Annotated in this window: 17 protein-coding genes and 1 tRNA gene; 9 read left to right on the plus strand and 9 right to left on the minus strand. The window is 67.2% G+C overall.

Annotated features, from left to right (window positions below; all coding sequences use genetic code 11):
- Positions 1-78: 78 nt before the first annotated feature.
- Complete coding sequence (locus ACYVDN_RS03865; RefSeq protein WP_460568629.1) at positions 79-453, plus strand: BlaI/MecI/CopY family transcriptional regulator; 375 nt, start codon at positions 79-81, stop codon at positions 451-453.
- 14 nt (positions 454-467) lie between these two features.
- A complete protein-coding gene (locus ACYVDN_RS03870; RefSeq protein ID WP_460568631.1) occupies positions 468-1,448 on the plus strand; it encodes a M56 family metallopeptidase in 981 nt (326 codons plus the stop codon).
- A 16-nt stretch (positions 1,449-1,464) separates the two neighbouring features.
- Here the strand turns inward: ACYVDN_RS03870 and coaE are convergent, their stop codons facing one another.
- Entirely contained in the window at positions 1,465-2,079 is a 615-nt protein-coding gene (gene coaE / locus ACYVDN_RS03875) for a dephospho-CoA kinase (RefSeq protein WP_460568633.1), read from the minus strand.
- Between the two features lie 64 nt (positions 2,080-2,143).
- On the opposite strand from coaE, the gene ACYVDN_RS03880 reads away from it, so the two are divergent.
- Entirely contained in the window at positions 2,144-2,614 is a 471-nt protein-coding gene (locus ACYVDN_RS03880; protein WP_460568635.1) for a GNAT family N-acetyltransferase, read from the plus strand.
- Between the two features lie 66 nt (positions 2,615-2,680).
- Here ACYVDN_RS03880 and rpsA read toward each other — a convergent pair whose 3' ends face one another.
- The 3 genes from rpsA to polA form a co-directional block, all read right to left on the minus strand.
- Positions 2,681-4,135 (minus strand): 30S ribosomal protein S1, encoded by a 1,455-nt coding sequence (gene rpsA / locus ACYVDN_RS03885; RefSeq protein WP_460568637.1) that lies wholly within the window; start codon positions 4,133-4,135, stop codon positions 2,681-2,683.
- A 289-nt stretch (positions 4,136-4,424) separates the two neighbouring features.
- Positions 4,425-6,098 (minus strand): DUF885 domain-containing protein, encoded by a 1,674-nt coding sequence (locus ACYVDN_RS03890; RefSeq protein WP_460568639.1) that lies wholly within the window; start codon positions 6,096-6,098, stop codon positions 4,425-4,427.
- Between the two features lie 82 nt (positions 6,099-6,180).
- The gene (polA, locus tag ACYVDN_RS03895; RefSeq protein ID WP_460568641.1) at positions 6,181-8,841 is read right to left on the minus strand and encodes a DNA polymerase I; all 2,661 of its coding nucleotides are present in this window, start codon (positions 8,839-8,841) and stop codon (positions 6,181-6,183) included.
- A gap of 63 nt (positions 8,842-8,904) precedes the next feature.
- On the opposite strand from polA, the gene ACYVDN_RS03900 reads away from it, so the two are divergent.
- Entirely contained in the window at positions 8,905-9,336 is a 432-nt protein-coding gene (locus tag ACYVDN_RS03900; RefSeq protein ID WP_460568643.1) for a hotdog family protein, read from the plus strand.
- A 93-nt stretch (positions 9,337-9,429) separates the two neighbouring features.
- On the opposite strand, the gene ACYVDN_RS03905 is transcribed toward ACYVDN_RS03900, so the two are convergent.
- The gene (locus ACYVDN_RS03905; protein WP_460568645.1) at positions 9,430-10,032 is read right to left on the minus strand and encodes an ANTAR domain-containing response regulator; all 603 of its coding nucleotides are present in this window, start codon (positions 10,030-10,032) and stop codon (positions 9,430-9,432) included.
- Between the two features lie 48 nt (positions 10,033-10,080).
- On the opposite strand from ACYVDN_RS03905, the gene ACYVDN_RS03910 reads away from it, so the two are divergent.
- The 3 genes from ACYVDN_RS03910 to ACYVDN_RS03920 all read left to right on the plus strand — a co-directional run bounded on the left by ACYVDN_RS03910 (position 10,081) and on the right by ACYVDN_RS03920 (position 12,616).
- Positions 10,081-10,163, plus strand: a tRNA-Leu gene (locus ACYVDN_RS03910).
- Between the two features lie 203 nt (positions 10,164-10,366).
- Positions 10,367-12,004, plus strand: coding sequence for an HAD family hydrolase (locus ACYVDN_RS03915; RefSeq protein ID WP_460568647.1), 1,638 nt, complete (start codon positions 10,367-10,369; stop codon positions 12,002-12,004).
- Positions 12,005-12,040: 36 nt separating this feature from the next.
- The gene (locus tag ACYVDN_RS03920) at positions 12,041-12,616 is read left to right on the plus strand and encodes an EXPERA domain-containing protein (protein ID WP_460568649.1); all 576 of its coding nucleotides are present in this window, start codon (positions 12,041-12,043) and stop codon (positions 12,614-12,616) included.
- Positions 12,617-12,683: 67 nt separating this feature from the next.
- Here the strand turns inward: ACYVDN_RS03920 and ACYVDN_RS03925 are convergent, their stop codons facing one another.
- Positions 12,684-13,058: a hypothetical protein gene (locus ACYVDN_RS03925; RefSeq protein WP_460568651.1), complete on the minus strand. Its 375-nt coding sequence runs from the start codon at positions 13,056-13,058 to the stop codon at positions 12,684-12,686.
- Positions 13,059-13,197: 139 nt separating this feature from the next.
- Here ACYVDN_RS03925 and ACYVDN_RS03930 point away from each other — a divergent pair, with 139 nt between their 5' ends.
- Positions 13,198-13,968: an SGNH/GDSL hydrolase family protein gene (locus ACYVDN_RS03930; protein ID WP_460568653.1), complete on the plus strand. Its 771-nt coding sequence runs from the start codon at positions 13,198-13,200 to the stop codon at positions 13,966-13,968.
- Between the two features lie 113 nt (positions 13,969-14,081).
- Positions 14,082-14,714 (plus strand): phosphoribosyltransferase, encoded by a 633-nt coding sequence (locus ACYVDN_RS03935; protein WP_460568655.1) that lies wholly within the window; start codon positions 14,082-14,084, stop codon positions 14,712-14,714.
- A 49-nt stretch (positions 14,715-14,763) separates the two neighbouring features.
- Here the strand turns inward: ACYVDN_RS03935 and pyk are convergent, their stop codons facing one another.
- The 3 genes from pyk to gltB form a co-directional block, all read right to left on the minus strand.
- Positions 14,764-16,212, minus strand: coding sequence for a pyruvate kinase (pyk, locus tag ACYVDN_RS03940; protein ID WP_460568656.1), 1,449 nt, complete (start codon positions 16,210-16,212; stop codon positions 14,764-14,766).
- A 72-nt stretch (positions 16,213-16,284) separates the two neighbouring features.
- Entirely contained in the window at positions 16,285-17,742 is a 1,458-nt protein-coding gene (locus ACYVDN_RS03945; RefSeq protein WP_460568658.1) for a glutamate synthase subunit beta, read from the minus strand.
- On the minus strand, positions 17,735-22,312 hold the full coding sequence (gene gltB, locus ACYVDN_RS03950) for a glutamate synthase family protein (protein WP_460568660.1): 4,578 nt from the start codon (positions 22,310-22,312) through the stop codon (positions 17,735-17,737). Before gltB ends, ACYVDN_RS03945 begins: the two co-directional genes overlap by 8 nt.
- Positions 22,313-22,316 lie beyond the last annotated feature (4 nt).

Here is a 22,316-nt window from a genome sequence, read left to right on the forward strand (position 1 = left end):
CGTGACGTAGAATTCTACGTGTTGTAGAAAGTCTTACCACTGTCGCCCGAACTTTTCTACACACGGTAGAATTGAGGCATGGCAACCGGCACACTCGCACATCTCGGCGATCTGGAGCGCGCGGTCATGGACGTGATGTGGGACTCCCCCGAGCCGCTCACGGCCACGGCCCTGCGCGACGCGCTGAACGCATCGGGCACCCAGGACAAAGACCTCGCGATCACCACGGTGATGACCGTGCTCTCGCGATTGGAGGCCAAGGGCTTCGTCGTGCGAGACCGGGATGCCCGTCCTCACCTCTACGGTGCGGCGATGTCCCGCGAGGACCACGTCGCCGAGCTCATGCACGAGGTGCTCGGCTCGGCCTCGGACCGCGACGCGGTGCTGGCGCGCTTCGTCGGCCAGGTGACGCCGCAGGATGCCGCACGGCTCCGCAGCCTGCTCGACGCCTGAGCGCACCTGACATCATGCTCGCCGTTGCAGCCGCACTCGCACTGCTCGCCATCGCTCTGGCGTGGCCGGTGCCGGTTGCGCTCGCCAAGGCGAGCTGGCCGCGGCGGATGCCAGGTGCCGCCCTCGTGCTGTGGCAGGCGATAGCACTCTCCGGTGGGCTGTCGATGATCGGATCTCTACTTGTCTTCGGTCTGATGCCCTTCGGCGATGACCTGCCGCACGCAGCGAGTGCGTTCACGGCCGACATCTTCGCCGGGCGACTGCCGCCCGCGGCGAACTTCCCCGAGATGTTCGCCCTGGCCGGGGCCATCCTGCTCGGCGTGCACCTGCTGCTCAACCTGGTGCGCACGGCATGGCGGGCCGAGCGGCAGAGACGCCGTCACGCGCAGCTGTTGCGGCTGCTCTCCGACCCCCTGCCTGACCGTCCCGGCACGAGAGTGATCGACCACGCCGCCCCAGTCGCGTACTGCCTTCCCGGCGTGCCTCGCTCGGTCACCGTGCTCTCGGCCGGGCTGCTCGACCTGCTCTCCGACGAGGAGCTGGCGGCCGTCGTCGCGCACGAGCGCGCGCACGTGCAGCAGCACCACCACGTGCTGCTGGTGGCGTTCAGCGCCTGGCGGAGCGCCCTGCCGTGGTTCCCGATCGCCACCCGAGCGCACGACGCCGTCGGTCTGCTCGTCGAGCTGTTGGCGGATGACCAGGCACGACGTACTGTGTCAGAGCGAAACCTCTCCCGCGCCGTCGCCAGGGTCGCCCTCGCAGCGTCGGAGCCGTCCGGGCCGGACGACTCGGAGGACATCGCACTCTCGTCTGCGGTCGCCTCAGGAGGCGCCGCTGTTCCTGCGTCGGCGGGCGAGTGGGCGGATGCCCGTGTGACGCGGCTCACGGAAGTAGCGGAGCCGGCGTCTCCCGCGCTCCGCCTCGCGGTGTTGGCCAGCGCTGCAGCGCTCGTCGCCGTGCCGACGCTCATGCTGCTGAGTCCCGCGGTACGCTGACGGGCCCGTGCCCCGGCTACTCCCCCTGTGCCCCCCGGAGGTCGCTCCACAGGGCATCGACCTGATGGAGCAGGTGCTGCGGGCTGCCGTTGTTGTCGAGCACGACGTCGGCGATCGCGCGGCGGGATGCGTCGTCGGTTTGCGCATCGATGCGGCTGACGGCGTCTCGTTCGCTCATCCCACGATCGGCGACGAGCCGCCTGACGCGCTCGTCGTGGTCGGCCTCGACGACGACGACGTGGTCGAACCTCAGCGGGCGGCCCTCTGACGCCTCGACAAGCAGTGGCACGTCGTAGACGACGATCGCGTCCGGGTCGGCGGCCTCTGCCACGGCGAAACGGTCGAGCGCGGCCCGCCATACTGCAGGATGCGTTATGCCGTTGAGGTCGGCGCGCGCTGCCGCGTCGCTGAACACGACCGCACCGAGCGCCGGGCGATCGAGGCTTCCGTCGTCGCGGATGACCCCCGGTCCGAATCGCTCGCGAATGGCCTGCAACCCCGGCGTCCCCGGTTCGACGACCTCACGGGCGAGCGCGTCGGCGTCGACGATCACGGCGCCGAGCTCCGCGAGACGACGTGACACGGTGGACTTGCCCGAGGCGATGCCCCCGGTGAGCGCGACGATCAGCACCGTGCAAGCCTATGCGCGCTGTGCCGTACCGCCGGTGAACACGAATGTTCAGTAGCGTGATCGGGTGCCGTCCTCGTTTTCGATCGCCACCGAGTATCCGTCCGCGACCGATGTCGCTGCCCTTCTGAGCGAGCACCTGGTCGACATGTTCGAGACCAGTCCGGCGGAGAGCGTGCACGCGTTGGACATCGAGTCGCTGCGTGCGTCGAACATCACCTTCTGGACAGCGCGGGACGGCGACGGCGCGCTCCTCGGATGCGGCGCACTGAAGCAGCACGATGGGATGACCGGTGAGCTGAAGTCGATGCGCACCACGCACGCTGCGCGCGGGCGAGGGGTGGCGACTGCTGTGATGACCGAGGCCGTCGCAGAGGCACGTCGGCGAGGCCTGAGCAGCGTGAAGCTGGAGACGGGCACCGAGGACTATTTCGCGCCAGCCCGCAGACTCTACGAGCGCTTCGGCTTCACCCCGTGCGCCCCATTCGCCGACTACACCGACGACCCCAACAGCGCTTACTACGCCCTCCCCCTCTAAGCGACTCCACCGGGGACACGAAAAAGGCCGGGACCATCGGGTCCCGGCCTTCCTCAACGCGCAGTATTACGAATTGCTGGAGAGCTTCTCACGCAGTGCGGCGAGCGAGGCGTCGTCTGCGAGCGTGCCGCTCGCACCGGACTCGCTCGAGTAGGACGCGCCGCTCGAAGCGGAGTCGGCCGTAGCGGCCTCCTCTTCCAGGCCCTTGGCGACCTGCTTCTTGTGGGCCTCCCAGCGGGCCTGAGCCTCGGCGTAGTCCTGCTCCCACTTCTCGCGCTGAGCGTCGGAGCCTTCCTTCCACTCGCCGGTCTCCGGGTCGAATCCCTCGGGGTACTTGTAGTTGCCCTGGTCGTCGTACTCGGTGAGCATGCCGTACAGCGCCGGGTCGAACTCGGTGCCCTCGGGGTCGACGCCCTCGTTGGCCTGCTTGAGCGACAGCGAGATGCGGCGGCGCTCCAGATCGATGTCGATGACCTTGACGAAGACCTCTTCGCCGACCGAGACGACCTGCTCCGCGAGCTCGACGTGCTTGCCGGAGAGCTCGGAGATGTGCACGAGGCCCTCGATGCCATCCGCGACGCGAACGAACGCGCCGAACGGAACGAGCTTGGTGACCTTGCCCGGTGCGAACTGACCGATCGCGTGGGTGCGGGCGAAGACCTGCCACGGGTCCTCCTGCGTCGCCTTGAGCGACAGCGAGACGCGCTCGCGGTCGAGCTCGACGGAGAGAACCTCGACGGTGACCTCCTGGCCGACCTCGACGACCTCGCTGGCGTGCTCGATGTGCTTCCAGGACAGCTCGGAGACGTGCACCAGACCGTCGACGCCACCGAGGTCGACGAACGCACCGAAGTTGACGATCGACGACACGACACCCTTGCGCACCTGGCCCGGGTGGAGGTTCGCCAGGAAGGTCGAACGGCTCTCGGACTGGGTCTGCTCGAGCAGGGCACGGCGGGACAGGACCACGTTGTTGCGGTTCTTGTCGAGCTCGAGGATCTTCGCCTCGATCTCCTGGCCGAGGTACGGCGTCAGGTCGCGCACGCGGCGCAGCTCGATGAGGGACGCAGGCAGGAAGCCGCGCAGTCCGATGTCGACGATCAGACCGCCCTTGACGACCTCGATGACCGAACCGGTGACGACACCGTCGGCCTCCTTGATCTTCTCCACATCGCCCCAGGCGCGCTCGTACTGCGCACGCTTCTTGGAGAGGATGAGGCGGCCTTCCTTGTCTTCCTTCTGAAGGACGAGGGCCTCGACGGTGTCACCGACGCCGACGACCTCGCTGGGGTCGACGTCGTGCTTGATGGAAAGTTCGCGGGAGGGGATGACGCCCTCGGTCTTGTAACCGACGTCGAGCAACACCTCGTCGCGGTCGATCTTGACGACGGTGCCTTCGATGAGGTCTCCGTCGTTGAAGAACTTCAGAGTCTTCTCGACCGCGGCAAGAAAGTCTTCAGCAGAACCGATGTCGTTGATCGCGACCTGCTTGGTTGCCTTGTCGGTCGTTGCGGTTGTCATTGAGTGGGTACTCCAGTGTGGACATGAATCAGGCCCGGCAGATTGATGCGTTTGGTTTGTTCCGCCGAGCAGGCGAATGGGATCGTCACAAAAGTGACTCTCCAGACTACCGTTCTACGGCGTCCGCCCGCAACAACGCCGCCGGGGACCGCCGTATTCCACCCTGCTGCCCGCATCCGGTCCCCCGCCGAGCCAGCACCCGACCGCCGAGCCACCACCCTGTCCGCGCCGATACGGTGGTGGTTCGGCGGCAGGGTGGTGGCTCGCGGAGAAGGGCTGCGAGAGCTCGTCAGCTCAGCATCGCGGTCTTCAGGGTGTCGAGGCCGACACCTCCGATGTCGAGCGCCTTCTTGTGGAACGCCTTGATGTCGAAGGCTGCGCCCTCACGCTGCTTGTACTCGTCGCGGATCTGCTCCCAGATGCGCTGCCCGATCTTGTACGAAGGTGCCTGGCCCGGCCATCCGAGGTAGCGGTTCACCTCGAAGCGCACGAACCCTTCGTTCATGTTGACGTTGTTGCCGAGGAACTCGAACGCGTACTCGCCGGTCCACGGTCCCTGGCCATCCGGCCGCTGCTTCGACAGGTGCACGCCGATGTCGAGCACGACGCGGGCGGCACGCATGCGCTGTCCGTCGAGCATGCCTAGGCGGTCGGCGGGGTCGTCGAGGTAACCGAGCTGCTCCATGAGCCGCTCGGCGTACAGCGCCCAGCCCTCAGCGTGACCAGAGGTTCCTGCGACGCGGCGCCAGGTGTTCAGCTGTCCCTTGTTGTAGGTGGCGGTGGCGATCTGCAGGTGGTGGCCAGGAACACCCTCGTGGTACACGGTGGTCAGCTCGCGCCAGGTGTCGAACTCCGTGACGCCCTCCGGGACGCTCCACCACATGCGACCGGGGCGCGAGAAGTCGTCGGCGGGGCCCGTGTAGTAGATCCCGCCCTCCTGGGTGGGGGCGATCATGCACTCGAGCCTTCTGATCGGCTCGGGGATGTCGAAGTGTGTCTTTCCCAGCTCAGCGATCGCTCGATCGCTGGTCTCCTGCATCCACCTCTGCAGGGCATCCGTGCCGTGCAGTTTGCGAGACGCGTCGCCGTCGAGGAACTCGATCGCCTCGGCGACCGAGGCGCCCGGCTTGATCTCCCTGGCGATCGCCTCCTGCTCGTCGACCATGCGGCGCAGCTCTTCGACGCCCCACTCGTACGTCTCGTCGAGGTCGACGGTCGCACCGAGGAAGCTGCGCGACGCGAGCTGGTAGATCTCGCGGCCGACGGCATCCTGCTCGGGGGCGTGAACGGCGAGCTCGTCCTCGAGGAAGACGGCGAGCTCGCCGTAGGCGGCCGCAGCTTCGGCGGCACCCTTCGCAAGGTCTTTCTGCAGCGACTCGGGCAGTTCGCCGTCATCGGTCCTGGCTGCACTGCTGAAACCGTAGAAGAAGCCGGTCGGCGCGACCTGCTTGTTGGCCTGGACGATGCCTTCTCGCACCTGCCGAATGGCGGGCACGTTGCCGGAATGGATGCCGGCACGCAGCGTCTCGATGTAGCCGCGCATCGCGGCGGGGAGGTTGTGCATGCGCGTGGCGATGACCTCCCAGTCGGCGACGGTGGCCGTCGGGGAGAGGTCGAAGATGTCGCGCAGCTCCTGCTCGGGGGAGGCGATCACATTGAGGTTGCGCTTCTCGAAGCCCGCCTCGTGCTTCTCGAGCTCGAGCTTCAGCTCTCGCGTGAGGTCGAGTTTGGTGATGGTGTCGACGTCGTCGACGGCCTGTGCGGCCTCGATGCGAGAGAGGGTCGCGGCGGTCGCCTCGGCCGCTTTCGCGTGACCGTCGGGCGAGTAGTCGGAGTACTCGCCCTCTCGTCCTGGTCGGCCGAGCCAGACGTGGTACTCGGGGAACAGGTCCAGTTGGGTGTCGATCCAGTCTTCGGCGATCTGGTCGATGGGCGTGGGTGTGCGCTGCTGTTCAGAGCTCATCTTTCGAGCCTATTGGCCGCGGCCCGGCAGATCGAGGGTCAGTGCATGGCAGATCGAGCGCACGGGCGCGCCGGCTCGACGGTCAGTGCGCGGCGGCGTCCCAGTTGCCGCCGCGACCGATCTGCACGGTCAGCGGCACGCGCAGGTCGGCGGCCTTCGACATGCGTTCGGAGACGATCGACGCGAGCGCGTCCCACTCCCCCGGCGAGACCTCGAAGATGAGCTCGTCGTGCACCTGAAGCAGCATGCGCGACGTGAGCCCGCGTTCGCGGATGTCGGAGTCGATCCCGATCATCGCGATCTTCATGATGTCGGCTGCCGAGCCCTGAATCGGTGCGTTGAGCGCCGCCCGCTCCGCGTTGTCGCGCAGCACGCGGTTGGTGCTCGACAGGTCGGGGAAAGGACGTCGCCTTCCGTAGATGGTCTCGGTGAAGCCGTCGACGCGTGCCTTCTGCACCACGTCGCGCAGGTAGTCGCGCACGGCGCCGAACCGCGCGAAGTAGTCGGTCATCAGCTGCCGCGCCTCAGCAGTCTCGATGCGCAGCTGTTTGGAGAGCCCGAACGCGCTGAGGCCGTAGGCGAGTCCGTACGACATGGCCTTGACCTTGGTGCGCATGATCGGCGTGACGTCTTCGGGCGCCACTCCGAAGATGCGGGCGCCGACGAACCTGTGCAGGTCTTCTCCCGCGTTGAACGCCTCGATGAGTCCGGCGTCTTCGCTCAGGTGCGCCATGATGCGCATCTCGATCTGCGAGTAGTCGGCCGTCAGTAGAGTCTCGAACCCGGCGCCGCTGATGAACGCCGACCTGATCTGCTTTCCGACCTCGGTGCGAACAGGGATGTTCTGCAGGTTCGGGTCGTTCGACGAGATGCGACCCGTCGACGTGCCCGTCTGGTCGTACGTGGTGTGAATGCGGCCGTCCGAGCGAATGGACTTCTCCAGCGTCTCGATGATCTGCTTCAGCTTCGTGGCGTCACGATGCTGAAGCAGCATGTCGAGGAACGGGTGCGGATTCTTCTCCTGCAGGTCGGCGAGCGAGGTCGCATCGGTCGAGTACCCGGTCTTGGTCGATCTGGTCTTCGGCATGCCGAGCTCGTCGAACAGCACCTGCTGCAGCTGCTTCGGCGAGCCGAGGTTCACCTCGTGCCCGATCTCCGTGTAGGCGGCCTGTGCGAGTCCATCGGCGCGAACGGTGAGCTCCTCGCGCTGCGAGCGAAGGATGTCGGAGTCGATGGCGACCCCGTTGGTCTCCATGCGCGACAACACACCGGTGACCGGCAGTTCGATGTCGATCAGCACGCCTCGGGTGACGTCTTCGAGGCCCGCAGAGACGGCATCCGCGACGCGGTGCACGTACCAGGCCTCCGTCGCCGCTCCGGCCGGCTCGACCTCCGGCACGAGCTGGCTCGGGTCGGACTGCGGCATCTGCTCGCCGAGCACCTCGTACACCTGGTCGGCCATCGAGGACGCCGAGCGGTTGGGGTTGACGAGCCAGACCGCGACACGGGTGTCGAAGGCGAGTCCGCCGAGTCGGATGCCCAACGCGGCCAACGTCTTCAGCTGGTTCTTCGCGTCGTAGAACTGCTTGGGGGAATCGGATGCCAGCCACGTGGCAAGCGCTTCGTCCACGACGCCGCCGTCGATCGAGACCAGTGCGGAATCCTCCGCGGTGGAGAGTCCGACGCCGCGCAACTCACCGGCGATCACCTCGAGCTGGATCGTCACGGGGAGAGTGCCTTCGGCGGACACCCTGGCCAGCCATCCGGTCAGCTCGTCACCCGACAGGTCGAGCACCTCGGGTGCGCGCAGCTCCTCCGCGGCGCCCGTGACCGCACCGCTGTCGGAGCCGTCGCCCTCGATGAGCTTGAAGACGCGCTCGAGGAGGGTGCGGAACTCAAGCCGTGCGAAGACGTCGCGCACGGCCTGCTCGTTCATCGGCTTGCGGACGAGATCGGCGGGCACGTAGGGAAGCTCCACATCGCGCACCAGCTGGTTGAGCCGGCGGTTGCGCAGCGCCTTCTCCTGCTGGTCGCGAAGGTTCTGCCCCACGACGCCCTTGATCTCGTCGGCGTGCTCGATGAGGTTCTGCACCGTGCCGTACTGCAGCACCCACTTGACGGCGGTCTTCTCCCCCACCTTGTCGATGCCCGGCAGGTTGTCGCTCGTCTCGCCGACCAGCGCCGCGACCTCTGGGTACTTCTCCGGCGGGATGCCGTAGCGCTCCAGCACGGCGTCGCGGTCGTACCGCTTCAGCTCGGAGACGCCCCGCACGTTCGGGTAGAGCAGAGTGACATCGTCGTCGACGAGTTGGATGGTGTCGCGGTCGCCGGACACCACGAGCACGCGGAATCCCTCCCCGGCACCCTGCGTGGCCAGGGTCGCCAGGATGTCGTCGGCCTCGAACTGCTCCTTCTCGAGGATCGGGATGTTCATCGCCTGCAGCGACTCTTGGATGAGAGGGATCTGTCCCTTGAACTCGTTCGGCGTCTCGCCTCGCGTGCCCTTGTAGTCGGGGTATTCGTCGGTGCGGAACGAGTGACGCGACAGGTCGAATGCCACGGCGAGGTGGGTCGGCCGCTCGTTCTGCAGCAGAAGAAGGAGCATCGACAGGAAGCCGTGGATGGCGTTGGTGTGCTGGCCATCACGTGTCGTGAAGTTGTCGACCGGGAGGGCGTAGAACGCCCGAAAAGCCAGCGAATGGCCGTCGATGATGAGAAGGGTAGGCTTTTCCGAGTCCGACACGCTGCAAGCCTACAAGCGGCCTCGGACACTGGAATCCGGCCCCGACCAGCGCACAGGAGCACCATGTCAACCACCGGCGGACCGGACGCGGCACCCGACGCTCTCGCCTATGTCAAGGAGCGCGGGCTCGGTGCTCTCGCGGCCAAGATGGGCATCGAGATGGTCGAGTTCACCGTCGATCGAGCCGTCGCGACCATGCCCGTCGAGGGCAACACGCAGCCGGCGAACCTGCTGCACGGTGGCGCCTACGTGGTGCTCGGAGAGTCGCTCGGATCGATGTCTGCGAACCTCTGGGCCGGCGCGGGACGACTCGCCGTCGGCATCGAGATCAACGCGACCCACACGCGCTCCGCGACGAGCGGCGTGGTCACCGGAGTGTGCACGCCGATCCACCTCGGCCGCACGCTGACGACGCACGAGATCGTCGTGATGGATGACCGGGGACGCCGCTGCTCCACGATCCGTATCACGAACCTGATCAAGGACGCCGCGTAACGGCCCTGTCGAGACCTCGACACCCTCCGCCTTCGGCGGTGCTGATCGATCTGTGTGCTCAGGACTCAACGCTTCGCATTGAGTCCTGAGCACTCACTTCTTCGGCGCGAGCTGGTCGATGATCGCCTTGGCGACGTCGTGCATGGTGAGGCGACGGTCCATGGACGCCTTCTGGATCCAGCGGAACGCCTCGGGCTCGGACAGACCCATCTTCTCGTTGAGCAGTCCCTTGGCGCGGTCGACGAGCTTGCGCGTCTCGAAGCGCTCGTTGAGATCGCCGACCTCGGCCTCGAGCGCGATGATCTGCGCGTAGCGAGCGAGTGCGATCTCGATCGCGGGCAGCAGGTCGTTCGGGGTGAACGGCTTGACGACGTACGCGAGGGCGCCGGCCTCGGTCGCGCGCTCGACGAGCTCCTTCTGGCTGAACGCAGTGAGGAGCACGACCGGAGCGATGTGACCTTTGGAGAGCCGCTCGGCCGCGGAGATTCCGTCGAGCTGCGGCATCTTGACGTCCATGATGACGAGGTCGGGGCGCAGTTCGGTTGCCAGCGCGACGGCGGTCTCGCCGTCACCCGCTTCGCCGACGACATCGAACCCGTTGTCTCGCAGGATCTCGACGATGTCGAGGCGGATCAGCGATTCGTCTTCCGCAACGACCACGCGACGCGGTGCGGAGGTGTTCTCAGTGTCGGTCACGGTCAACAAGCCTACGGTATGGCGATAAGGTGATTGACGGTGCCTGGAGCCGGTGTGGCGGAATGGCAGACGCGGAGCACTCAAAATGCTTTGTCCGAAAGGGCGTGTGGGTTCGAGTCCCACCACCGGCACCGTTCTCACGACCTAGCGGTTGACGCGGCCGTGCTCGCATGAGCAGACCTTGCCGGACCCACTTCCCCGTACCCTGTGCGCTCCCTATGTTGTCTTTATCAACAACGACCCCCGAACGGGGGTCGACGAAGGGCGGACTCAGATGCTGCATCCCTGGAAGTCGGATCGTGCGACGGATTCGCGCCACCCAAGACGGCGTGGCATGACCGCAGCGGCGACCGCGACCGTGCTCGCCCTCGGCTTCGCTCTCGTCGGCGCGACGGGCGCCAACGCCTCGCCGAGCCAGGGCGCGCAGGGACATCGGCTCGGCCAGGATGCTCAGCTGGCTCCACGCACGGCGTTCACGATGGCACCGGACGGGTCGAGCGGGGCGAAGGAAGCCGGCGACGGCATCCCGAACATCGACGTGGTCAAGAAGACCATCGCCACGTACTACGGAGACCCAGGCACCGGCATCGCCGACAAACAGTCCTCGCCGTACATCAGCGAGCTGAATCGCATCGTCGCGAAGGCCGCCGCCGGATTGAAACCGGCCTACGACAAGGCGATCGCACGCGGAGAGAAGCCCGCGATCGTCTTCGACGCCGACGACACGACGCTCTGGACGTACGACATGGAAGTCGCCGACATGCACTTCACGTTCAACCCCGCCGAACAGGATGTCTGGGTGCAGGGCGAGCGGTTCCCAGCGGTCCCGGCGATGGTCGCCTTCGTCGACGCGGCCTCCACGATGGGGTACACCGTCTTCGGACTGACCGGCCGCAACGACGACCAGAAGGCCGCCACCCTCGGCAACCTCGCGAAGGACGGCTACACGGCCTTCACGGCCGATCGCTTCTACATGAAGTGGACCTCGAAGGGCACCTCGCAGCAGCCGCAGTACATCACCTGCGCGACGACGAGCTGCACGACGGTCGAGTACAAAGCGCTCACACGCAAGCACATCGAGAAGGACCTCGGCTACACGATCACGCTGAACGTGGGCGACCAGTGGTCGGATCTGCAGGGCGGCTTCGCCGACAGCGTGCTGAAGCTGCCGAACCCGACGTATTACCTCCCCTCTCCTGACCTGCCCGGTGTGTCGGAGCCGAAGCTGGCACCGCGCACGCACTTCACGATGAGGGCCGACGGCTCCAGCGGTGCGAGCCAAGGTGGAGAGGGCATTCCCAACATCGACTCGGTCAAATCCACGATCGCCGCCTACTACGGCGATCCGGGCACGGGCATCGCGAACAAGCAGGCCTCTTCGTACATCCGTGAGATGGACCACCTCGTCGCCACCAGACTGCCGGGCGTCGCAGCGAAGTGCCTCGTGGAGAAGAAGCTGCACAGGAACCCCGCCGTGGTGCTCGATGCCGACGACACCACCTTGTGGACGTACGACATGGAAGTCGGCGACATGCACTTCACCTACAACCCGGCCGAGCAGGATGCCTGGGTGCAGGCCCAGAAGTTCCCGGCGGTGCCTGCCATGGTCGCCCTCGAGCGAGCGGTCACGAAGGCGGGATGCACGGTGATCGGTCTGACCGGCCGCAACGACGACCAGAAGGCCGCCACCCTCGGCAACCTCGCGAAGGTGGGCTACGTCGGATTCACCGCCGCCGACTACTACACGAAGTGGACGGGCGTCGGCGCATCGCAACAGCCCTCGTACATCCACTGCGCTGCGGCGAGCTGCACCACGATCGAGTACAAATCGCAGACCAGAGCCCACGTGGAGTCCCGCTCGGGAGGCGGATTCGACATCGTGGCGAACTTCGGCGACCAGTACAGCGATCTGATCGGCGGGCACGCCGACCGCACGGTGAAGCTGCCGAACCCGACGTACTACCTGCCGTGACCTGGCAGCGCGTGCCGCCGCGATAGTCTGCAGACCATGTCAGAAGCCCCCACGCGAGCGGCGGCTCCATCGCCCTCCGAGCCCGTAAGTGCATCCGCTCCTCCCGCCGCCGAGAAGCCGGCGAACCTGCCGCTGTCGAAGCGTCCGATCGACATCCTGTTCCTGGTGATCTTCGCGGCGTTCATCGTCACGTGCATCATCAGCGACTCGGTCGAGGGCCTCGGACTCGACCAGGTGAAGGACTCCCCCAACGTCCTTGTGCAGTGGAACTACTGGTACGCGTCGAACTTCGACCCGCTCTACCAGTCGCACCCGGTGTGGCTTCGATTCATCAGCGGCACCTCGGCGTTCGTGTACGTGGCGTTCTACGTGCTGCTGATCATCTCGATCGTGCGCAAGTGGAACTGGATCCAGCTGCCGAGCGTCATCTACTCGACGATGATCATCGCGCTGACCGGCATTCCGATCTTCGGCGTCGAGTTCTTCGGATCGGCCGCCGAGCGCACCCCGAACCCCGCGGTCTTCCTCGCGTTCAACCTGCCGTACATCGTCTTCCCGCTGCTGCTCCTGATCCGCATGCGCAAGCCGCTGCCGTTCACGAGAGCGTTCTAGCCGAGCGAAATGCACAGAACCCGGATGCCCGCGCAGTGCGGCATCCGGGTTCTTTCGTGTCTGTGCCTTACGCGAAGACCTTCACGCCGTTCACGAGCTTGAACGTCGGGGCGATGATGATGCCGAAGAACGGCACGATGATGCGCAAGAAGTAGACGAGCGCGGTGATGTGCCCGAAGTCGCCGATCGCGAAGCCGACGACGGCGATGAGGCCGAACAGCAGGGCAAGGCCGAAGCCCTTGATGGTGGCGAGGAACGGCGTGGCGAATCCGACGCTCGCGATCACGATTCCGACGTCGACGATGAACGGCTGCCACGCGCCCGCGTTGCCGAGCGCGACACCTGCGATGATCCAGGCGGCGATGGCCACGAGCCAGAACACCACGAACACCGCACCGGCGATGCGCTTGTCGAGTTCACCCTTCGGGGGTCGAGCGGTCATCTTCGAGTAATCCTTCCGAAGGCGTGGGCCCCTCGCGGGACGGGATGTCGGGCGAAGCGCCCGCTGTCGATAGTACTCGTCGCACGGCCTCCGGCCCGCTCTGCGACCGACCTCTGTCGCGGCCTCTAACGTTGAGGGCATGTACCTGAGCTACGTCGCGATCGGAGACAGTTTCACGGAGGGCGTCGGCGACGACCTGCCGGACGGCCGAGTGCGCGGCTGGGCGGACCTCGTCGCCACCGGACTCGCCGCCGCAGCGAACGAGCCGGTGATGTACGCGAACCTCGCGATCCGCGGCCGCAAGCTCGCCCCGATCGTCGGCGAACAGCTCGACGCCGCCATCGAGATGCACCCGCAGCTGCTCAGCATCAACGGCGGTGGCAACGACATCATGCGCCCGCGCGTGTCGGTCGACGATGTGGCGGCGCAGACGGCGGATGCCGTTGCCAAGGCGATCGACGCGGGCATCCACGTGCTGCTGCTGAGCGGCGCGAACCCGAGCGACAACCTCCCCGGCGGGCGCACCGTGCAGCGTCGGGGCGACGAGCTCGCTGATCGGGTGCGCGCCATCGTCCCCGACTCCGGCATGACGTTCGTGGACAACTTCGCCGACCCCGTGCTGCGCGACCTGCGCTACTGGTCGCTCGACCGACTGCACCTCAATGCGTTCGGCCACGCGCGCGTCGCGGCCAGGGTGCTCACCGCTTTGGACGTCGCCGTGCCCGCCGAGTGGCGGGTCGAGGAGGTCGCGGCTCAGCCTCCGACCGGACGCAAGGCGCCGTCCCTCGCCTACTACCGCGAGTACGTGCTGCCGTGGATCGGGCGTCGTCTCACCGGTCGCTCCTCCGGAGACGGTCGCAGCCCCAAGTTCGCACAGCTCACGCCGATCGACCCTGACATCGTCGTCTGAGCCGCACATCGTCGTGGCTGCACATCGTCGTCTGCGCGGGGACGGCGTGTCATCCTCGAACTAGCGGGCCTCCCCCTGCGGTGAGGTCCCGTGGCGAGGGGAAGGGGGACCCCGTGATCTTCGACGATCGGCTGGATGCCGGACGCAGGCTCGCCGCCGCGTGCGGGCCGTTCCGCGGCTCATGGCCTCGTCCGTTGGTGCTCGGCATCCCCCGCGGCGGTGTGCCCGTTGCTGCGGCCGTCGCGGAGACGCTGGATGCCCCGCTCGACGTCATCGTCGTGCGCAAGCTCGGCCTGCCGGGCAACGCCGAGGTCGCGATGGGGGCGATCGGCGAGGGCGTGCGCGTGCTCGACGACGACCTCATCCGTGCGGTCGGTGTCACCGACGAGCAGCTCGCGAGGGTCGAGGAGCGCGAGCAGGCGGAACTGGGTCGGCGACTCGGGAGGTACCGCGACGACAGGCATCCGGTGGACGCTGCCGGGCGAACGGTGATCGTGGTGGACGACGGAGTCGCGACGGGCGCGACCGCCAGAGCGGCATGCGCGGTGGTGCGGGCACAAGGTGCGGCATCCGTCGTGCTCGCCGTTCCGGTGGCGCCGCCGGACTGGATGCCGAGGCCGGGCGTCGACGCCGACACGTTCGTCTGCGTCGCGAGGCCCGAGCGATTCTTCGCGATCGGCCAGTGGTACCGCGACTTCACGCAGACCACAGACGACGAGGTCGGAGAACTTCTCGACGCCCGCTGACACGCGAAACGCCCCGTCGATGCCGACGGGGCGTTCGCAAGCCGATGTGTTACTTCAGCGCGGCGTAGGCCGGGGCCGCCTCGTTGTGCACATCGCCGACGACGTGCACGCGCACGTCGTTCGTCGAGCCGGAGATTCCGGGAGGCGAACCGGAGATGACGACGACCTTGTCACCGACCTCCGCGAGGCCCTGACCGATGAGCACGTCGTCGACCTGTCCCATCATCTGGTCGGTGTGGGTCACGGTGTCGACGAGGAAGGCCTGGATGCCCCACGTGAGCGACAGCCGGCGACGGATGCTCTCGTTGGTGGTGAACGCCTTCATCGGGATCTTCGAGCGCAGGCGCGACATGCGGCGTGCTGAGTCACCCGACTCGGTGAAGACGCAGAGGAACTTCGCGTCGACGAAGTCGGCGACCTCGGCCGCGGCGAGCGTGAGCGCACCGCCCTGCGTGCGCGGCTTCGTGCCGAGCGGCTGGATGCGGTCGAGGCCGTGCTCCTCGGTGGAGTCGATGATGCGAGCCATCGTCTGCACAGTGATCACGGGGAACTCCCCCACGCTCGTCTCGCCGGAGAGCATGACGGCGTCCGTTCCGTCGAGAACGGCGTTGGCGCAGTCGGATGCCTCCGCACGCGTCGGCCGAGGGCTGGTGATCATCGACTCGAGCACCTGAGTGGCCACGATGACCGGCTTCGCCATGCGACGCGAGATCTCCACCGCCTGCTTCTGCACGATCGGCACTGCCTCGAGCGGAAGCTCGACGCCCAGGTCGCCGCGAGCCACCATGATGGCGTCGAAGGCGTCCACGATCTCTTCGAGCGCGTCGACCGCCTGCGGCTTCTCGATCTTCGCGATCACAGGAACGCGCCGGCCCTCTTCGTCCATGATCTCGTGCACGCGGTCGATATCGGACGCATTGCGCACGAACGACAGGGCGATGTAGTCGGCGCCGAGCTGCAGGCCCCAGCGCAGATCGGCCTCGTCCTTCGCGCTGAGCGCGGGAACGTTGACCGCGACGCCCGGGAGGTTGATGCCCTTGTTGTTCGAGACGGGACCGGGAACGACCACCTCGGTCTTCACCCGCACGCCGTCGGTCTCGAGCACGCGCAGAGCGACCTTGCCGTCGTCGATCAGCAGCGGGTCGCCCGGCTTCACGTCTTGAGGGAGACCCTTGAACGTCGTCGACGAGATCTGCTGATCGCCGACGATGTCCTCGGTGGTGATGGTGAAGATGTCACCCTCGGCCAGGTCGTACGGACCGTTCTCGAACTTGCCGAGGCGGATCTTCGGACCCTGCAGGTCGACCATGACGGCGACGGCGCGTCCCGAGTCATCAGCGGCCCGACGCACGTTGGCGTAGACCGACTCGTGAACGTCGTAGCTGCCGTGGCTCAGGTTCATGCGGGCGACGTCCACACCCGCATCGATGATGGCGCGGATGCTTTCATAGCTGGACGTCGCCGGGCCCAGCGTTGCGACGATCTTGGCTCGTCTCATGACTCTTTTTCGTACTCCTGGTTGTTGCGCGTGCACACCTGACCGGCGCCGTGAGATGCCGGGTTCCGAGCGCTAGATCGAGATCCCGCGATCGGTCGGCCTCACGGGCGATGGGAGGTGGGTTTCACCTTCAAGATAGCGGTCCACCGCCGCCGCCGCAGCACGACCTTCAGCGATCGCCCACACGATGAGCGACTGGCCGCGACCCGCGTCGCCCGCGACGAACACGCCAGGCTCCGAGGTCTCGTAGTCGTCGTCTCGCGAGACGTTGCCGCGCTCGTCGAACGGCAGCTCGAGCTGACCGGAGAGGGTCTCCTGCTCAGGGCCGGTGAATCCGAGGGCCAGCAGCACGAGGTCGGCGGGGATCTCCCGCTCGGTCCCGGCCTTGGGCACACGTCGTCCGTCGAGGTACTCGGTCTCCGCGACGCGGATCGCGACGACCTCGCCGATGTCGTTGCCCACGAACTCGACTGTCGACGCGAGGTACTCGCGCCTTCCGCCCTCTTCGTGCGCCGACTGCACCTCGAAGAGCGTCGGGGTCATCGGCCACGGCTGGTGTCCCGGACGCTCCGACGGCGGCTGCTTGCCGATCGCCAGGTTGGTGACGGATGCCGCCTTCTGCCTGTGCGCGGTTCCGATGCAGTCCGCGCCGGTGTCGCCGCCGCCGAGGACGACGACGTGCTTGCCCTCTGCGGTGATCTGCGTCGGAACCGAGTCGCCGGCGCCGACGCGGTTCTGCTGCACCAGGTACTCCATGGCGAAGTGGACGCCGGCGAGGTCGCGGCCGGGGATCGGCAGATCGCGCGGCACCATGGCACCCGTGGCGACCACGACGGCGTCGTAGCGCGCCTTGAGGTCGGGCCAGGAGACGTCGACGCCGATGTTCACGCCGGCGCGGAACCGCGTACCCTCAGCGGTCATCTGCGCGAGGCGCGCCTCGATCTGCTTCTTCTCCATCTTGAAGTCGGGGATGCCGTACCTCAGCAGACCGCCGATGCGGTCATCCCTCTCGTACACCGCGACGGTGTGACCGGCACGCGTGAGCTGCTGCGCGGCGGCAAGACCCGCGGGGCCCGAGCCGACGACGGCCACCGTCTTGCCGGTGAGGCGCTGCGGCGGGTGAGGCTGCACCCAGCCGTTCGACCAGGCGTTGTCGATGATCGTCTGCTCGACCTGCTTGATGGTCACCGGCGGCTGGCTGATGCCGAGCACGCAGGAGTCCTCGCACGGAGCGGGGCAGAGCCGACCGGTGAACTCGGGGAAGTTGTTCGTGGCGTGCAGCCGCTCGATAGCCTGACGGCCCTCGCCGCGCCACATCAGGTCATTCCACTCGGGGATCAGGTTGCCCAGCGGGCATCCCTTGTGGCAGAACGGGATGCCGCAGTCCATGCAGCGTCCGGCCTGACGGCGAAGCTGAGCAGGGTCGCCGCCCTCGTAGACCTCTTTCCAGTCCATCAACCGCACGGAGACGGGGCGCCGCTTGGGCAGCTCGCGCTCCGTGACCTTCAGGAAGCCCTTGGGGTCAGCCACCTGTCACCTCCAGAATTCTGTTCCACACGACGTCTCCGTCGGGGTCGAGCCCCTCGTCGACAGCGTTCTTGCGGGTCTCGAGGACGGCCGCGTAGTCGCGCGGCAGCACCTTGGTGAAGCGCGCAGAGGATGCCTCAAGGTCGCCGAGCAGACGTGCTGCGACAGCAGAGTCGGTCTCGGCGACGTGCTGTTCGAGCAGGTCGCGGACGATCTCGATGTCGCCGCTGCCCAGCGGGTGGAGCTCGAGCTCGCCTGCGGCGAGGGATTCGCGGTTCACCCGCTCCTCGCGAAGGTCGAGCACGTAGGCCGTTCCGCCCGACATGCCCGCACCCAGGTTGCGTCCCGTCGCGCCGAGGATGAGCGCGAGGCCGCCCGTCATGTACTCGAGGGCGTGGTCTCCGACGCCCTCGACCACGGCGGTGGCACCGGAGTTGCGCACCAGGAATCGCTCGCCCACGATGCCGCGCAGGAACATGCTGCCCTGCGTCGCGCCGTAGCCGATCACGTTGCCCGCGATGACGTTGCGCTCGGCGGGGAAGACGCTCGCCCTGTCGGGACGCACCACGATGCGTCCGCCGGAGAGGCCCTTGCCGACGTAGTCGTTGGAGTCGCCCTCGAGCCGCAGCGTGATGCCGCCGGGCAGGAACGCGCCGAACGACTGCCCTGCCGATCCCGTCAGCGTGACATCGATCGATCCGGCCGGCAGGCCGTGTTCGCCGTGGCGTACCGTCACCTCGTGCCCGAGCAGGGTGCCGACGGCACGCTCGGTGTTGCGGATCGGCAACGACAGCTCGATGTGTCCGCCGTGCTCCAGCACGTCGGCGGCCTGCGAGATGAGCGTGTTGTCGAAGTGCTTCTCGATCTCGTGGTTCTGCTGACGCCGGTTGCTGCGCGGAGCGTCCTCGTCGAACCGAGGTCCGTGCAGCACGGGGGCCAGGTCGAGTCCGGATGCCTTCCAGTGGTTCACTGCTCGCTCGACATCCAACGCGTCGACGCGGCCGATGGCCTCTTCGATCGTGCGGAACCCGAGCGCCGCGAGGTACTCCCGCACCTCCTCGGCGATGAACTCGAAGAAGTTGACGACGAACTCCGGCTTGCCGGTGAACCTGCTGCGCAGAACCGGGTTCTGCGTCGCGACGCCGACCGGGCACGTGTCGAGATGGCAGACGCGCATCATGACGCAGCCGGAGACGACGAGCGGTGCGGTCGCGAAACCGAACTCCTCGGCGCCCAGGAGCGCGCCGATGATCACGTCGCGGCCGGTCTTGAGCTGGCCGTCGACCTGCACCACCACGCGGTCGCGCATGCCGTTGAGCATGAGTGTCTGCTGCGTCTCGGCGAGGCCGAGCTCCCACGGCGTGCCGGCGTGCTTCAGGGAGTTGAGCGGGCTCGCGCCCGTTCCGCCGTCGTGCCCGGAGACCAGGATGACGTCGGCCAACGCCTTCGCGGTGCCTGCCGCGACAGCCCCGATGCCCGTCTCGCTCACGAGCTTGACGTGCACCCTGGCGTGCGGGTTGGCGCGCTTGAGGTCGTAGATGAGCTGCTTGAGGTCTTCGATCGAGTAGATGTCGTGGTGCGGGGGCGGCGAGATGAGTCCGACGCCGGCCGTCGCGTGACGGGTGCGTGCCACCCACGGGTAGACCTTCGTCGGCGGCAGCTGGCCGCCCTCGCCAGGCTTGGCGCCCTGGGCGAGCTTGATCTGAAGGTCGGTGGCGTGCGTGAGGTACATGCTCGTCACGCCGAACCGCCCGGAGGCCACCTGCTTGATCGCGCTGCGACGCTCGGGGTCGAGCAGGCGGTCGATGTCTTCGCCGCCCTCTCCCGTGTTGGACTTGGCGCCCAACCGGTTCATCGCGATCGCGAGGGTCTCGTGCGCCTCCCGCGAGATTGATCCGTAGCTCATCGCACCGGTCGAGAATCGCTTGACGATGGACGAGACAGGCTCGACCTCTTCGAGCGGCACGGGCGGGCGGATGTCGGTGCGCAGGGTGAACATGCCGCGCAGCGTCATGAGCTCCTCGGCCTGGTCATCCACGAGCTTCGTGTATTCGCGGAAGATGTCGTATCGACGCGTTCGCGTGGAGTGCTGCAGACGGAACACCGTGTCGGGGTTGAACAGGTGCGGTGCACCGTCGCGGCGCCACTGGTACTCGCCGCCCGTCGACATGCGCTCGTGCGTGAGCACGGCGCTCTCCTCCGGGTAGGCGGAGAGGTGCCGCGCGAGGTTCTCGGCCGAGATGACGTCGATGCCGATGCCGCCCAGCTTGGACGTGGTTCCCGTGAAGTACTTGTCGACGAAGTCCTGCGACAGTCCGACGGCCTCGAACGCCTGAGCGCCCGCGTAGGACGACACCGTGGAAATGCCCATCTTCGACATGATCTTCAGCACGCCCTTGCCGAGCGCCTTGATCAGGTTCTTGACGGCCTTCTCCGACGTGATGCCGGTGAGCATGCCGCTGCGCACCAGGTCTTCGCAGGTCTCCATGGCGAGGTACGGGTTCACCGCGCTCGCTCCGAAGCCGATGAGCAGCGCGACGTGGTGCACCTCGCGCACGTCGCCGGCCTCGACAACGATGCCGACCTTGAGCCTGTTCTCCGTGCGGATCAGGTAGTGGTGCACGGCGGAGAGCATGAGCAGTGAAGGGATCGGCGCCAGGTCCTTGTTCGAGTCCCTGTCGCTCAGCACGATGAACTTCGCGCCCTCGGCGATGGCCTTGCCGGCCTCCTCGCAGATCTCCTGGAGCCTGCGCTCCATGGCGTCTTCTCCGGCGTCGAACCGGTAGAGGCCACGGATGGTCACCGTCGTGCGCGTCACCGGCGTCGTGTCGATGTGCTGGATCTTCGCCAGCTCGTCGTTGTCGATCACCGGGAAGTCGAGCACCACCTGCCGGGTGTGCTCAGGCCCGGGGGCCAGCAGGTTGCGCTCCGGTCCGAGGCCCAGGCTCAGCGACGTGACGACCTCTTCGCGGATCGAGTCGAGCGGCGGGTTGGTGACCTGCGCGAACTGCTGCGTGAAGTAGTCGAAGAGCAGCCGCGGACGTTCGGAGAGCACGGCGATCGGGGTGTCTGAGCCCATGGCGCCGAGCGGCTCGGCTCCGGCCTTCGCCATCGGCGCGAGCAGCACCCGCACCTCTTCTTCGGTGTATCCGAAGGTGCGCTGCCTGCGCGTGACCGATGCAGGGGTGTGCACGATGTGTTCGCGCTCCGGCAGGTCCTTGAGATGGATGCGCCCGGCGTCCAGCCACTCGCCGTACGGCTCCGCCGACGCGAGGGACGCTTTGATCTCGTCGTCCTCGATCAGACGACCCTCGACGGTGTCGACGAGGAACATCCGGCCGGGACGCAGGCGGCCCTTGCGCACGATGCGGCTGGGGTCGATGTCGAGCACGCCGATCTCGCTGCCGAGCACGACGAGCCCGTCGTCGGTCACCAGGTAGCGGCCTGGGCGCAGACCGTTGCGGTCCAGCGTCGCGCCGACCAGTGAGCCGTCGGTGAACACCAGGGCGGCCGGGCCGTCCCACGGCTCCATGAGCATCGAGTGGTACTCGTAGAACGCGCGGCGCGCAGGGTCGATCTCGGTCTGCTTCTCCCAGGCCTCCGGCACCATCATCATGACGGCGTGCGGGAGTGACCGTCCGCTGAGCGTGAGCAGCTCGACGACCTCGTCGAACGACGCGGAGTCGCTCGCACCGGGAGTCACGATCGGAAAGAGCGGCTTCAGGTCGCCGAGCGACTCGCTGGCGAGCTGGGATTGGCGTGCGCGCATCCAGTTGCGGTTGCCCTGCACGGTGTTGATCTCGCCGTTGTGGGCGATCATGCGGAACGGCTGCGCGAGCGGCCACGACGGGAAGGTGTTCGTCGAGTAGCGCGAGTGCACGAGCGCGAGCTTGGAGGCGAAGCGCTCGTCGGAGAGGTCGGGGTAGAACGGCTCCAGCTGGAGCGTCGTCACCATGCCCTTGTAGACGAGCGTGCGGCTGGACAGCGACGCGAAGTAGACGTCGAGCTCGCGCTCCACGCGCTTGCGCAGTCGGAACGTGAGCCGGTCGAGCGCGATGCCCGCCAGAGGGGCGCCCTCCTCGGTCGAGCGGGCGCTGCCGACGTAGAGCTGCTCGATCGCCGGCATGGCGTCGCGAGCCAGCGTGCCGATCTCGTCGGGGCGCACCGGAACCTCACGCCAGCCGAGCACGACGAGGCCTTCTTCGGTCGCGATGTTCTCGATCGCGGTCTTGACGGCCGCGCGCTCGTCGGGGTGCAGCGGGAGGAAGGCGTTGCCGACGGCGTAGCGACCTGCACCGGGCAGGGTGAAGTCGGCGACCGCGCGCAGGAACGCGTCGGGGATCTGGGTCAGGATGCCCGCGCCATCGCCCGTACCGGCGTCGGAGCCGACCGCGCCGCGGTGCTCGAGATGCCGGAGGGCGTCGAGGGCGCCGACGATGATGTCGTGTCCGGCGGTGCCGCGCAGGGTCGCGACCATCGCGAGTCCGCAGGCGTCGCGCTCGTCACGAGGGTCGTAGAGACCCTGTGCCGACGGAACGGTGCTGAACCGGGAAAACGGAGGCTGATCGGCCATGGAT

The sequence above is a fragment of the Humibacter soli genome (assembly GCF_054779035.1).